Annotated in this window: 11 protein-coding genes; 4 read left to right on the top strand and 7 right to left on the bottom strand. The window is 63.3% G+C overall.

All coding sequences use genetic code 11. From position 1 onward, the window contains the following. Positions 1-37 precede the first annotated feature (37 nt). Together SFU85_09670 and SFU85_09665 are read left to right on the top strand one after the other, a co-directional pair. The gene (locus SFU85_09670; GenBank protein MDX6767047.1) at positions 38-1,057 is read left to right on the top strand and encodes a glycosyltransferase; all 1,020 of its coding nucleotides are present in this window, start codon (positions 38-40) and stop codon (positions 1,055-1,057) included. 207 nt (positions 1,058-1,264) lie between these two features. After that, positions 1,265-1,705: an RNA-binding protein gene (locus SFU85_09665; GenBank protein ID MDX6767046.1), complete on the top strand. Its 441-nt coding sequence runs from the start codon at positions 1,265-1,267 to the stop codon at positions 1,703-1,705. Positions 1,706-1,861: 156 nt separating this feature from the next. Here SFU85_09665 and SFU85_09660 read toward each other — a convergent pair whose 3' ends face one another. Further along, positions 1,862-4,996: a UvrD-helicase domain-containing protein gene (locus SFU85_09660; protein ID MDX6767045.1), complete on the bottom strand. Its 3,135-nt coding sequence runs from the start codon at positions 4,994-4,996 to the stop codon at positions 1,862-1,864. Beyond that, positions 4,993-7,788: a PD-(D/E)XK nuclease family protein gene (locus tag SFU85_09655; GenBank protein MDX6767044.1), complete on the bottom strand. Its 2,796-nt coding sequence runs from the start codon at positions 7,786-7,788 to the stop codon at positions 4,993-4,995. The genes SFU85_09660 and SFU85_09655 overlap by 4 nt, the downstream gene beginning before the upstream one ends. A 105-nt stretch (positions 7,789-7,893) precedes the next feature. Here SFU85_09655 and SFU85_09650 point away from each other — a divergent pair, with 105 nt between their 5' ends. Further along, positions 7,894-8,199 (top strand): Dabb family protein, encoded by a 306-nt coding sequence (locus tag SFU85_09650; protein ID MDX6767043.1) that lies wholly within the window; start codon positions 7,894-7,896, stop codon positions 8,197-8,199. An 88-nt stretch (positions 8,200-8,287) separates the two neighbouring features. Here SFU85_09650 and SFU85_09645 read toward each other — a convergent pair whose 3' ends face one another. Genes SFU85_09645 through mqnC form a run of 3 tightly spaced genes read right to left on the bottom strand, consistent with a single transcriptional unit; the run spans position 8,288 to position 10,055 of the window. Continuing rightward, positions 8,288-8,683, bottom strand: coding sequence for a PIN domain-containing protein (locus SFU85_09645; protein ID MDX6767042.1), 396 nt, complete (start codon positions 8,681-8,683; stop codon positions 8,288-8,290). Continuing rightward, positions 8,655-8,915: a type II toxin-antitoxin system VapB family antitoxin gene (locus SFU85_09640; protein MDX6767041.1), complete on the bottom strand. Its 261-nt coding sequence runs from the start codon at positions 8,913-8,915 to the stop codon at positions 8,655-8,657. The genes SFU85_09645 and SFU85_09640 overlap by 29 nt, the downstream gene beginning before the upstream one ends. Before the next feature lie 45 nt (positions 8,916-8,960). Then, entirely contained in the window at positions 8,961-10,055 is a 1,095-nt protein-coding gene (gene mqnC, locus SFU85_09635) for a cyclic dehypoxanthinyl futalosine synthase (protein ID MDX6767040.1), read from the bottom strand. Between the two features lie 104 nt (positions 10,056-10,159). On the opposite strand from mqnC, the gene SFU85_09630 reads away from it, so the two are divergent. Beyond that, positions 10,160-11,185 carry a serine/threonine-protein kinase gene (locus SFU85_09630; GenBank protein MDX6767039.1) on the top strand — a complete coding sequence of 342 codons (1,026 nt, stop codon included), beginning with the start codon at positions 10,160-10,162 and terminating at the stop codon, positions 11,183-11,185. Here SFU85_09630 and SFU85_09625 read toward each other — a convergent pair. Together SFU85_09625 and SFU85_09620 are read right to left on the bottom strand one after the other, a co-directional pair. Next, positions 11,182-12,012 (bottom strand): sugar phosphate nucleotidyltransferase, encoded by an 831-nt coding sequence (locus tag SFU85_09625; protein MDX6767038.1) that lies wholly within the window; start codon positions 12,010-12,012, stop codon positions 11,182-11,184. The two genes, SFU85_09630 and SFU85_09625, sit on opposite strands and share 4 nt — an antisense overlap. Then, positions 12,009-13,046 (bottom strand): hypothetical protein, encoded by a 1,038-nt coding sequence (locus tag SFU85_09620; GenBank protein ID MDX6767037.1) that lies wholly within the window; start codon positions 13,044-13,046, stop codon positions 12,009-12,011. The genes SFU85_09625 and SFU85_09620 overlap by 4 nt, the downstream gene beginning before the upstream one ends. Positions 13,047-13,103 lie beyond the last annotated feature (57 nt).

Genomic DNA, 13,103 nt, shown 5'->3' with positions numbered 1-13,103 from the left:
TCTTGCCCTGTACGGCTGCCGTCTGCCAAACGATTCCATGCCCCCCGCACCGCTTGTTTCCGTTCTGCTTTCGGTGCGCGACGGGGAGGCCACCCTGACGGACGCTCTGGCCTCCCTTTCGCAACAAAGCCTGACTGTCTGGGAGGCGGTTGTGATGGATGATGGATCGAGCGATGCCACTCCGGTGATCCTGGGCGATGCGGCACGGAAGGATTCCCGTTTCCGGGTGTTTACCCGTCCGGCCCGGGGGTTGGTGGCCTCCCTGAATGAAGGCCTATCCCTTTGCCGGGCACCGCTCATTGCCCGGATGGACGCCGATGACCTCAGTCACCCGGAGCGCCTGGAAAAGCAATACCGCTGGATGTTGGACCATCCGGATACCGGAGTGGCCGGATGTCTGGTGGCCTACGCCGGCCATGACCCCGATGCGCACGGCTACCGTCGTCACGTCGATTGGCTCAACACGTTGGTGGACGCCGATGCCATCAATCGGTGCCGATTCATCGACTCCCCCCTGGCCAATCCCTCCACGGTTTTCCGGCGCGGATTGATTTCCATCCATGGGGCTTATCGTGAGGGGGACATTCCGGAGGATTATGATTTCTGGTTGCGCCTGCTGGATGCCGGTGTGCGGATGGAAAAAGTTCCCGAAACCCTGCTCACCTGGCGTGACAGTCCCGGGCGCTTGACCCGCACCCACCCCCATTACCGGGCGGAAGCCTTCGCCCGGCTGAAGGCGGAGTGGTTTGACATCTGGTGGAGGCGGCACGGGGCCGGGAGATCGGTCTGGCTCTGGGGTGCCGGCCTGGAAAGCCGCAAGCGGGCCCGCCCCCTGCTGGGCCTGGGGCTTCCGGCAGAGGCATGGATCGACATCGATCCCAAAAAAATCGGCCGGGAACTTTACGGCCTGCCTATCTATCCCGTAGAACAACTACCCTCGCCGGGACAGGCCGTCGTTCTGGTTCTGGCCGGCGCCTGGGATGTGCGGGAGATCATCCTCGGTCAACTCCGGGAACGCGGGTTCCGGGAGGGAGAAGACGCCTTTGCTTTCTGTTGACCCACCCGTTTCCCCCCTCCCTTTCCTCCTTGCCATTGGCGCCTCTTTAAGGCATAAAAGGGTCTGTCGATTGTATCGCCTCGAAATCTGGTGAGTCGTCAGGCAGCTTTGTGTTGGTGATGATTTGAAACCCGGCAGTCGGGAACAGCGAAGGCAGCATTCGCAGTCTATCGTCAGTATAGTCTAGCAGCAAAAAGGATCATCATCATGGGCACCAAGCTCTACGTGGGGAATCTCCCCTTCCAAACCACCGAAAACGATCTCCAGGACGCCTTCTCGCAACATGGCGCCGTCAGGGAAGTGCACGTCGTCCTCGACCGTGCCACCGGGCGCCCTCGCGGGTTCGCCTTTGTCACCATGGAAGATGAAGCCGGGGCCTCCGCGGCCATCAGCGCCTTGCATGGCAAAGATTTCGAAGGCCGCACCCTGACCGTCAACGAAGCCCGGCCGCCGGCGCCCCGTGAAGGTGGCTACAGCGGTGGTGGTGGTGGTGGTGGTGGTGGCGGCTATCGTGGTGGTGGCGGCGGCGGTGGCGGCGGTGGCTACCGCGGAGGTGGAGGAGGAGGCGGCGGCTACAAAGGCGGTGGTGGTGGCGGCGGACGCCGCGACTTCAACCGCGACCGTGACCGTGGCGGCGATCGTTACTAAACCGCCGTTCCCACACAAAAAACCCGCCAGTGTATGGCGGGTTTTTTTGTGACCATCTTCGATTGCTTTTCTCTTCCTCTCTCAAACTTCCAGGCTTTTCCTGTCGGCCCCCGAGAACTGGAGAATGGAACGACGGCAGATGAAACTGAAGAGGCTCTAAAACACATGGACCACGCGGCGCAGGCTCACCGCCACTAGCACACCGCGTATCTGTGCCGGCTCCAGATGGAGCAGCAAGGAAAGGGCGCTGCGGTAGGCCTCCATCTGCGGCCGGTGGCGCTCGACCCAGGAAGTTTCTTCACCCGCCCGCAAAACATCGGTTTTGAAGTCCACCAGTTCCGCCCTCACCGGACGCCCATCCGTTCCGCATTCCACCACCACCCGGTCAAAGATCCCGCGTTGCCATCCCTTGGGCCCCGCAATTTGAAACGCCTTCTCCCTCCAGACGAGGATTCCCGGGCCTGTGCGGAACAACCGGCGAATCTCATCGACAGCCAGGCAGGCGCGAACCGCATCGGCATCGCGGCTGTCCCCGCCTACCGGGTCGTCGGCGCTCTCCAGCATGGAAAAAAGCGCATGCACCCGGTTGCCCGTCCGCTGGGATTGCCTCCTTCCATCTGAGAGAACATCGCGCGCACTGCTTGGACGGGTTGCCTCCATTGACGGCAGACGCACTTCGGCATCTTCCACGGGTGCTTCCTCCGGCCAATCGAAGGCAGGACAGGGGGGTTGACTGGTTGGCGAGGGCTTGGCCACATGCTGTTCGAACCACGACGTTTCTCCGAATACGGCGCGGGCCCCAACCCAATCGTCCAACGCCACGGTTTTGTCCCCCGTCGCCAGCGCTGCGGCCAGGAGGTGCTGGGCGTGGACCGACTCGCCCCCGCCCGGCTTGTCATCGCCGATGAGGTAGAGTGCTTCCCGGGCCCGGGTTAGGGCGACGTAAAGCAGGCAGAGTTGCTCGTACGCGTTTTCACGCATGCCTTCCTCGATGCGGGTCTGCAGCTCCGGCAGTGATTTCGAGAACAGTTGGGTCGGTGGGAAAAGCAGCCATTCCACCTCCCGCCCGGAATCGCGGCAAATCAGCGGCCCTCCACGGGCCCGGTTGAAGGCTTTGTTCCGGCGCACGAGTTCGGTGACAAAGACCACATCGAATCCCAACCCCTTGGCCTTGTGGATCGTCATCACTTCGATGGCCCCGGGGACGTCCGGGGACTTCAGGCTGCGGGCTTCCAGCGCGGCGGCCAGGGCTGCGGCATCACGAGAACCGCCCTGCTCAAATTCCCGTACCGCGTCCAGGATCAACCGCCGGCGCACACGGTGGAAATCATCCAAGGCGGTCTTTTCCTCCAAGAGGGTGAAAAGGGAGGCCAGGGTATCCTCGAAGCCGCGGTCATGGATGGACTTCCAAGTCCGTGCACGCCAATCTCCCGCTTGGGCGGAAAATTCCCGCCCGATCGGGCAGGCCCGCAGCCAGCCCTCTGCCAGGGTGTCGGATGGGTGGGCCAGGGCCAGGGCCCAGGCCACCGCCATCCGGCCCAACAGATTGTCCGTGGCGGGAAAAATTTCCCCCTCCAGGATCACCGGGTAGGAGGTGTGGACGCGCAGGTGGTCGGCCAGGGTGCGGGCCTCCTGGTTCGACCACACCAGCACCGCGCAGGTCAATCCCCGGCCCGGCGGGTCGATCTGCTTGATCAAGTGGCCGATCATCCAATGCCGCGGTTCCAGTTCGTCGTCGTCCGCCTTTTCCGGGGCCTCCAGATAGGCGGCAAAGCCCGTAGCAGGTCGCATGGAGCGGTGTTCCTGCCAGACTTCTCCCCAGGCTCCCGCGCCGGGCAAAAGTTCGCCGATGGCAGGCCCGCCCATCACCCGGTTGACCAGGTCGACCACGGCACCACTGCAACGATAGGTGGTGGCCAGGGTTTCCTCTTCGATCTTCCCGCCATAGCGCTGCCGCAGTTCCTGGAAAAGACGGTGGTCGCCTCCCCGCCATGCGTAGATCGATTGCTTCACATCGCCCACGCAAAAAAACGAACGCCCTCCGGTGGGGTCCTGCACCACCTCGTCGACCAGATTTTCCAGCACCCGCCACTGGGCCCGGCTGGTGTCCTGGAACTCATCGAGCAGCCAGTGGTCGAAGCGGGCGTCGAGCCGGTAGTCGAGGTCGAGCCGGGCGGTATCGCCCTCCAGGACCGGTCCGATCACCAGGGGCAGGTCGGCAAAGACCAACAAGCCCGAGCGCCGGACCAAACGGTCGTAGGCCCAATCGTAACCGGCCAGGATTTTCCCCACGCCCTGGGTTTGTTCGATGCGCAGACGGATTTCCCGGGCAGTCCAGCAGGCCACCCACTCCCCCAACGCCCTGGCCAGTGCGGGGGTGGGTTTGATTTTGTTCCGGTTGAGGTTGAACTCGCCGCAAGTGCGGGTGACCGGATCGTAGCTGCCGACGATGTTCTTGCGGATGGTGTGGAAAGCGGAGGCAGAAACGACGGTGGTCGGCTTCCAGGCGGCCAGTTCCCCGGCCCACTGGTCCCAGGCGGCCAATCCGCTGTCCTTGGCTCCGGATTGGGCCAGCCCCTGGCGGATGGCTTCGATATCGGTGACGGAGAGGGGGTGGTCGGAGGCCGCCAGCGCCCTCAGTTCTGCCGGCAGGGCACTCCCCGCCCAGCGCTCGGTGTCGGGAATTTCCTGATAGAGGGCGTGGAGCTTCCGCACATGGTCGTCGAGGTCGGCCGCCGGGGATTTGGCCTCGGTGCCGAAAGTGGCCTGTTTGAAATGTTCGAGGAAATTCCGGCGGGCCGCCGCGTCCTGTCCACCTCCCGAGCGGCTGAGGATCCGCTCCAACACGCGGACCCGGGCCTGTTCGGCGGCATGACCGTCCATCAGGGTGAAGGCACCGGACAGGCCCAGTTCGAAGGGGAATGAACTCACAATCCGGTGGAAGAAGCTATCGATGGTGGTGAATTGGAGCCGGTGAAGCCGTTCAACGAGGGCGCGCAGGGGCGGCAGGAAGGATTCCGGGGGCATGGGGGCAATCCCGAGATCGCGGCACAATTGGGACGCTTTTTGGGGGTCGTCCGCCGCTCCGGCCAGCCGGCCGAGCACGGCATCGAAGAATTCCCCCGCCGCCTTGCGGGTGAAGGTGAGGGCGATGATCGTTTCCGGAGGGGCCCCGGCCAGGATGAGGGTGAGGATGCGGTTGGTCAGGTGCCATGTTTTGCCGGACCCCGCGGAAGCGGTGATCATGACATGGGGAATGGCGACCGTCTGCGGGGGTGGCGGGGGCTTCATGGAGTACCCCCGGTCGCTTCATCCAGGAAAATGGCTTCCGGTCCGTCTGGAAACCAGACCGACCAAGGCTCCCGCTTCCAGCAGTCGGCCGAGGGGAAAGCCGAGCGGTCGCCGCGATCCAAGGCCTCCAGCACGGCCCCGGCGCAGGAGAGGGCGGCCTGTTCCAATTCCGGCCCGAAGTCATCCCAGATGGAAAAAGCCACCGACTCCAGGGGGTTGGGCAACTGGATGTATCCGCACTGCAGGCGATCGCCTCCGTGCGCCTGGCGCCAGTAGGCCACGTAAAGCGGCAATTGCAGATTCAGCCAGATTGCGGCCCCCGTGCCGTTTTCCCACCAGGCCGCCTCCGGGAAACGGGTGCGCTCGGGCGCGCGCTTGAATTGTTTCAAATGGGCATCACGGGGAGCTTTGGCGGACTCGCTCGTTTTGTAATCCAGTAGACGAATCCGTCCGTCCGGATGGACGTCGATACGGTCAATCTTACCCCGGACCGTCCAGTCCCTCATTTTGATTTCGAAGGGATGTTCGATGGCGTGGACGGTCCAACCGTCCGCGCGTTCCGCCGCCTGCAATTCGGCAAAGCGGCCCAAACGCTGGCCCAACGCCGCAATTTGCACTTCCACCCCCAGAGGCCAGGACGGGCCGTAGCGCTGGTCGGCCCGCCGCCGCAAGTCCTGTTCGAAAAAAGCCCGCATGGCCGAGGGATCGGTCGCGGTGGACAACCCGGGGTCCTTGCCCCAGGCCTCTAGCGTCTGGTGGGCCAGGTCGCCGAAGTCCAGCGCATCCATTTCACGCTTATCCCGTGGATAGGCCTCCCATTTGAGCGAGCGGTTGAGATGGAAGTAGAGCGGGGATTGGAGAAAGTCGCTGAACTGGGTGACGGAGATGTGTTTCTTGGCCGGATCGCGGGTAGGCAGCTTGAGGTGGAAGAGTCGTGTGGGGGCGGGTGTGGCGGGAGAACCGGAGGCATCACCGAAGAGCAAACGCACCCGTGCCGGGAGATCGCCGTCTGCGGTTTGCAGCAGAAGCCGGGAAGGTCGCAGTGGCTCCCCGGCATCGGTGAATTTGCTCAACAACAGATCGACCCGCCCGCCCCGGCTGCGGGAGGCCAGCATCCCATGCAAGAGGAAAGCGTCACGGGCCAGCAATTCGTCCGATGTCCTGAGTCCGAGCGAGGCCCGCAAACTTTCGGGCAGAAAGACGTCACCCGACAACGCCGGGGGCACCGAACCTTCCTGGATGCCGCAGAGCACCAGATGCGGCCGCTCGTCCCAGGCCAACTCCAGCCAGCCCTTCAACTCGACCGCCCGGGGGTCGCGAGTCCCGGGCAAGCGTTGACCGGCCAGGGCATCGACCCATAAGCGGAGGAGGTGGGGAAGGCGGAGATGGCGCATCCGGTCCTGAACCGGACGCACGCGTTCGATCCATTCATCAAGGGTTTCGAGAAGGTCGCGACCCGCTTCGTCCGGGATTTCCTGTTCCATTGCGGCCAGAATCCAGGCCTTCAGCGCATCCAAACCCTCACTCCCCGTCAGACGGGAGCACCAATCCCTTGCAGCAGTGGCCGCGCGGATGGCCCCGCCCCCGCCGGGACCGTCGGGGAGTTCCAGCAAATCATCCAGCGTGCGGGAGAGATGGCGCGACTCATGACGGTCGAGTGCCTCCAGCCAGGGTGTGGGCGATCCGTGGTCGTCGTTTGCCAGGAGGGCGCGCCGCCCCCCCGGGTGGGTCAGGAGCGTGCGCAGAGCGGTCAGGCTCCGATCCTCCAAAAGATCGTGCAGTGTGGCGAGCAGCACGGAGAGTCCATGGGCGGCGGCGGGTTGTCCTGAGGGATCGTGCACGGCAAGGCCGTCGTCTTCCAAGGTCTGGCGCAGGCGCGGAAGGATCTCTTCACGGCAGATGCCCACCACGGCAGATGCGGGCCGGCGGTGGGCACGGACCAGAGAGGCGGCGGCGGCAGCCAGCCCGGATTCATCCAACAGGAGGTGGAGACGTTCCTCCGGCGCGGCAATCGGGAGATCTTTTTTCTTCCAAGCGAATGGCAATGGGCGTCCCCAGTTGTCGAAGTCGGCAGCCCGGTCTTCGCGGGCGTGGACGAGACAATGCACCGGATGGGTCGTGGCGGCGAGGACTCGGCAGGCCATCGGCAGCGGGTCGGGAACGCCGATCACCGCCCAGTGAGCGACCAGTGCGTCCCAGGCCGGAAAGGCCTCGAGCCGCTTCCAGGCCTCCAGCGGATCGACCAAGTTCCATTTCCGGAGAACTTCACGGTATCGGGCCTCCAAACCGGCCAGGGTCTCCCAACGGTCGGCTTCCCTAACTTGGGGAAGGCGACGCAGGACATCCCCCATGCCGCATCCGGCCTCCATGAGGGTGTCCTGGGTGTCCAGGAACAGACGGGCCACCCCCAGCGCCCAGGCCACATCCTGCACCGGCGGGACGGACGGGAAAACGGCCTCGCAGCGGTCGGACGGCTTGGCAAAATCCAGGCCGCAGAGAACTTCGCACCAGGCCATCAGGCGCTCAGGCCCGGTGGCGGTGCCCTCATCCGGATGGGGACCGCGCAGCACCTGGACCGGTGTCAGGATACGCGGCAGGAGGACGGCCTGGCGGGGCACCAGCCGGGTGAGGAGTGCCGCCAGCACCCGGCCCGACTCGGCCGTGGGCACCACCACGCCCCAGTCACCGAGATCCGGACAATCGCCGCAATGGGCCGCGCGTTCCAGCAGCCAGGTTGCGGACTGGAGTCCGAGCGGCTTCTCAGGGTCAAGAAAGTGGCATTCGGGCTGCATCGTCCTTGGCTGTTGTAGCAGGCGTCACGGACAAGGACAGTCCCCGTTCAGCGACCTTTTTGCTTCATCCTTGAGCCTTTCTCCTGGCTCCCTCATGCTTCCCCCATGATCACCCATGTCGTTGTTTTCTGGACCGACAAACCCCTGAACGAATTCCAATCCAAACTGCAGGAGGGCACACGCTTGTTGGCGAACATCCCCGGGGTGCTGGAATTCCGCCACGGGGTGCCCGTGCCCAGTCCGCGCGGGGCGGTGGACGACAGCTTTTCCGTGGCCATCAGCATGACCTTCGCCGACCAGGCCACCGCCGATGTCTACCAAGCCCATCCCATCCATCAGCAATTCATCAACGAATACGTCAAACCGCTGGTGAAACGCTTGGTGGTCTTCGACTTCGCGCCATCCCGGTGAAGCCCATCCCCACGCGGGAGGAAAAATCTCATGGAGTTTTCGGACGGCCAAAAGGGGACTTTAATCGATACACCCGTGCCGCAGCAACTCACACCAACCGCTCCGTCACGGTGAGGCCGGGAATGGCGTGGAAATGGCGGTCGAGAGTCAGGACCACTGCATCAATTTTCAACGCACAGCAGGCGATGACGAGATCGGGCAGTGGCGGGTGGATGCCACGACGGGCCAAACTCCAGGCAAGGGTTTCCACTTCCTCCCATAGTTGCTTATCCGTGGGCACGTATAGCATGACGTCCCAATAGGCCTGGAAGGCACGGAGCACCCGTTCTTGTTGCAACCCCCGGCCCACTTCGATCCGCACGACTCCACAGACGGCAACTTCCCGGGTTTGGGCGATGGCATCGAGTTCTTGGAGGGGATCGACGCCCGCCCGCAACCGGTCGATATACCAACTGCTATCTGCGAGAACGGGTTTTACGACCATACTTAACAGGGGTTTCCGCCACACGCAGGGTCATGAGTTCATAGGCAGGATCAACCGCTTTTTTGAGTTCAGCAGACGTTAATCCGAGTCCCCTCTGACCCAGTGTCCGTAACGTATGTTTGCGGCAAACTTCCCGCAAGGCGAGGTCGATGGCATAGGTTTTGTTCTCCGTGCCCAAGGCTTCCATGGCCCTCTTGAGCAGACCGTCCTCGACATTCAGCGTAATCTTCATTCCAGCTAATGTATGGTATGAAGACCATACGCAGCAAGAGCAAAGTCAATCCACCAGTTGATACCAGTTGTTGCGCTGGCGGGGCTGGTAGCCGGCCGCGGTGATGTTGCGGCGGATGTCGTCGAGGGTGAGGCGGAAGGAGGCACCGGCTTGTGAGACGACATTTTCCTCCATCATGAGGCTGCCGAAATCGTTGGCTCCGAACTTGAGGGCGATCTGGCCGATCTGCGCGCCCTGGGTGACCCAGGAGGCCTGGATGTTGTCGAAGTTGTCGAGGAAGATGCGGGCCAGGGCCTGCATGCGCAGGTATTCGTGCGGGCCGGCGGGGTTGTCCGCCTTGAGGACGGTGCCCTCGGACTGGAAGGTCCAGCAAATGAAGGCGGTGAATCCGCCGGTCCGGTCCTGCAGGTCGCGCAGGCGCTGGAGGTGTTCCAAGCGGTCCTCGAGGGTTTCCACATGGCCGAACATCATGGTGGCACTGGAATTCAGGCCCAGCCCGTGGGCTATTTCCATCACTCGGAGCCATTGGTCGGCGTCGCATTTCAGCGGCGAGATGCGCTCGCGGATGCGGTTGACCAGGATCTCGCCGCCTCCGCCCGGAATGCTGCCCAAGCCGGCTTCCTTGAAGCGGCGGATGATTTCTTCCAACGGCATCTGGAAGACTTCGGCGAAGTGGTTGAACTCCGGTGGGGAGAAGGCGTGGAGGTTGACCCCGGGAAACTTCTGTTTCAGGTGGGAAAGAAGGTCGAGGTAGAAATCGATGCCCAACTTGGGGTGGTGGCCGCCCTGCATGAGGATCTGGTTGCCACCCAGGGCGACCAATTCCGCGACCTTGGTGTCGATTTCATCGTGCGAGAGGACGTAGGCATCGGCGTCTTTTTCCGTGCGGTAGAAATTGCAGAATTTGCAGTAGACGTTGCAGATGTTGGTGTAGTTGATGTTGCGGTCGATGATGTAGGTGACCACCTCGTTGCCCCGGCCTCCGTAGGCGGCGGCTTTTTTCAACCGCCGACGGGCATCGGCCAGGCCACCGAGCTCCGGCAGGGGCAGGTGGGTGAGGGCACGGGCCTCGTCCCGCGTGATCCGGGCGCCATCGAGGACCTTGCGATGCAGGTCCGGGGTTGCGAGGGGGGCAATCATGCATCCACCATAACCCGAATGGGGGCCAAGCCAAGCCGGGAAGAAAATGCCGGAAGGGATTCTTTTTGGTACTCGTGCGGGGCGGCAGCCTTGTATAGTGAGGCATGTCGATCCATCAGAACGGTGACGTGATCGCCGGGCGTTACCAGGTGTGCCAGCATTTGGGCACCGGTGGCTTGGGCGAAGTCTTCCTCTGCTTGGACACGTATGACAAGAAGCAGGTGGCCCTCAAGCGCCTGAGGGCGGATCTGGCCTTTCCAGATTATGTGATCGAGCAAACGGAAAGGGAGGCCCGCCTTCTGGCTTCGCTGATGCACCGCAACATCATCCGCGTGACCGATTTCGGGGTCGATGTCCAGGGCACATATTTCACTCTGGAGTACATCGAGGGCCCGACGCTCAGCCTGATCCTCCACGACGGCAAGGTGCCCCTGGAAACCTTCTATCAATTGACGCTGCAGGTGCTGGAAGGCCTGGCGGCGGCCCACCGCAAACAGGTGCTGCACCTCGATATCAAGCCGGCCAACCTCATGCTCCAGGGCTATCCCGATCCGGCTTTCACGGTGAAGATCCTGGATTTTGGTCTGGCGCGACTGGGGGATGAAATCTCCGGACACCGCGAGGACGAACTCACCATCGGTTCCGTGTATTACATCGCCCCGGAACAACTCCTCCACCAACCGCTGGATGCACGCACCGACCTCTATTCCCTCGGGCAGGTGTGCTACCACATGCTGGCCGGAACGGTCACCTACCCCGATCCCGACCCGGTGGTGGTGCGCAATGGCCACCTCACTACCGACCCGATCCGGGTGGAACGCTACAATCCGCAGGTGTCGCGCCCTCTGGCCGACTGGATCCATTCCTTGATCAGCCGGGACCCCGAGGGTCGTCCGCGCGATGCCCAGGATGCGATCACGCGCTTCATGCGCACCGTCATGGCCAATCCCCTCAACAGCCGCAGTGACAACTCGCTGGACCGCTACAAGGAGCGCCCTCCCACAGCGCAATTGCCGGTGGGCTCGGGCCTGAAGGACGATGGCGGGGGTTGGGAGTGGTTGCGTTCCCAGTCGGGCCGTATCTTCAAAGGCACGATGGACAAGCTGGGCAACCGCGGCATCGACGGTTAGGCGGCAGCGAAAAGCGGGAAGGCTTCCATGAGGCCGCGCGGGTTGCCGATATCGAGGCGGCGTCCCTCCATGCGCACACCATGGAAACCTTCACGTTTGCGCAGAGATTCCATGGCGTCGGTCAATTGAACCTCGCCGTTTTTCCCCGGACGGCATTCGGCCAGGGCCGGGAAGATCGCCGGGGTGAACAGGTAGCGGGCGGCAAAGGCCTGCGCGGGAAGTCCGGTCCCATCGGATGCGAGCATCCGCGGGACCGAGTCCGGTCCGGGCTTTTCCACCATCGAATCGATGAAGTAACGCCCGGGGGATTCCTCCCGGCCGCCAGCGATGCCGTAGCGGCCGACGCGGTCCGGGTGGCAGGATTCCAGCGCCACCGCCGCGGTGCCCAGACTCTCCAGACAGGACCGCAACGCCGGCAGGGGGGAGGGACCGTGGATGACCGTGTCCGCGAGCAGAACGGCAAACGGGTCACGGCCGCAGAAGTCCCGGGCCTGCAGGATGGCATCGCCCAGTCCGAGCATATCCGGTTGATAGGCAAAATGGAAGTTTGCCAGGCCGGAAACCGAGCGCACCAGGGCCAGTTCGTCGAGCTTGCCCCGTTTTTCCAGCGAAGCCTCCAGGCCCGGCGCGGGCTCGAAGTAGCGGCGGATGGATTCTTTGTCCCGGCTGAGGATGATCAGGATCTCCTCGAAACCGGCCGCGACGGCCTCCTCGGCAACATATTGGATGACGGGCTTGGCCCCCAGGGGAAGAAGTTCTTTGGGCACCGCCTTGCTCAAGGGAAGGAAGCGCGTGCCGAAGCCGGCGGCCGGAAGAACAGCTTTCATGCCGGAGGGTTGCCGCAGCCATCGCCCGGCGGGAGGGCGGGGGCGAGGTCGGGACGGATGACCTTGATGCCTTTGGGGGCGAAGGCCTGCTGGAGGCGTTGAAAGACGGCTTCGTCGTCGGCGATACCGACGATGGCACCGCCACTGCCGGCGAACTTCGCGCTCGCCCCGGCCCGGCGGGCCGTATCGACCATCTCGCGGTTGCCCGCGCCGACATCGTAGAGACTGACCCGCTTGTCAAAATTGGCGTTGATCAAGGCGTGCATTTGCGCCCGATCGCCCGCTTCCAAGGCGGCACGGAAGCGCAGGGTCAGGTCGGCCCAGTAGTGCATGGCTTCGACGACCGCCGGTTCACCGGCGTTCCAGCGCTGGCGGAGGTTGTTGTGGAAAATCTCGGTTCCCTCGGAAAGGTCCTCGCGATAGGCCACGTAAACCGGGGGTAGGCATTTTTCGTCCAGCAAGGTGTAGTCGCCGTAGCCGCGGGCATCCATCAGGTCGCGGGAGAAGTCCATATAGACCACGCCCTGGTAGGCCTGGGCCACCCGGTCCTGCAATCCGCTCGGGATGCCGAGTTCGTGGTTTTCGACGGTCCAAACGAGATGGGCCAGGGAATGCCGTGAAATGGTGACGTGGTAAAATCCCATGAGGGCGCGGGCGCAGGCGGTGATGATCGCACTGGAGCCGGCCAGGCCGACGCGGTTGGGGATATTGGAGCGATAGCGCAGGGTGAAGTTGCGGTCGTCGAGCTGGATGCCCCGCTCACGGCAGTAGTCGAGGAAGCACTTCACCGTGGCTTTGAGCAAGCGGAAGCCTCCGTAATACCCGTGCATTTTGACGTCGTCATGCAGTGCTTCGATACCCCCGAAGACCGAATGGTCGCGGCGGCTGGGCAGGAGTTCGAGTTCCGGGCTTTCCCACAATTCGATCTCGGCGGCAAAGTTGGTGAAGGTGAAGGCGATGGTCTTGCCGAAATACCCGTCCGAGGGGTTTCCGATCAGACCCGCACGGGGGTGGGCGCGGGTGCGGATGATCATGATGGGAGGGAGAGCCTACCATCGGATTTTCCACTGCGGCAATGCAGAAAGCGGTCC

The sequence above is a fragment of the Candidatus Methylacidiphilales bacterium genome, from assembly GCA_033875315.1.
In the GTDB taxonomy this organism is placed as follows: domain Bacteria; phylum Verrucomicrobiota; class Verrucomicrobiia; order Methylacidiphilales; family CAZTYG01; genus JANRJG01.
This window is presented reverse-complemented; position numbering and strand designations above follow the sequence as displayed.

What these genes read in the sequence shown, in the direction of transcription:
- SFU85_09670 (MDX6767047.1), top strand. Translation starts at nt 38, where the DNA reads ATGCCCCCCGCACCGCTTGTTTCCGTTCTGCTTTCGGTGCGCGACGGG.
- mqnC (MDX6767040.1), bottom strand. Translation starts at nt 10,055, where the DNA reads ATGATTGCCCCCCTCGCAACCCCGGACCTGCATCGCAAGGTCCTCGAT.
- SFU85_09625 (MDX6767038.1), bottom strand. Translation starts at nt 12,012, where the DNA reads ATGAAAGCTGTTCTTCCGGCCGCCGGCTTCGGCACGCGCTTCCTTCCC.
- SFU85_09630 (MDX6767039.1), top strand. Translation starts at nt 10,160, where the DNA reads ATGTCGATCCATCAGAACGGTGACGTGATCGCCGGGCGTTACCAGGTG.
- SFU85_09660 (MDX6767045.1), bottom strand. Translation starts at nt 4,996, where the DNA reads ATGAAGCCCCCGCCACCCCCGCAGACGGTCGCCATTCCCCATGTCATG.
- SFU85_09650 (MDX6767043.1), top strand. Translation starts at nt 7,894, where the DNA reads ATGATCACCCATGTCGTTGTTTTCTGGACCGACAAACCCCTGAACGAA.
- SFU85_09655 (MDX6767044.1), bottom strand. Translation starts at nt 7,788, where the DNA reads ATGCAGCCCGAATGCCACTTTCTTGACCCTGAGAAGCCGCTCGGACTC.
- SFU85_09640 (MDX6767041.1), bottom strand. Translation starts at nt 8,915, where the DNA reads ATGAAGATTACGCTGAATGTCGAGGACGGTCTGCTCAAGAGGGCCATG.
- SFU85_09620 (MDX6767037.1), bottom strand. Translation starts at nt 13,046, where the DNA reads ATGATCATCCGCACCCGCGCCCACCCCCGTGCGGGTCTGATCGGAAAC.
- SFU85_09665 (MDX6767046.1), top strand. Translation starts at nt 1,265, where the DNA reads ATGGGCACCAAGCTCTACGTGGGGAATCTCCCCTTCCAAACCACCGAA.
- SFU85_09645 (MDX6767042.1), bottom strand. Translation starts at nt 8,683, where the DNA reads ATGGTCGTAAAACCCGTTCTCGCAGATAGCAGTTGGTATATCGACCGG.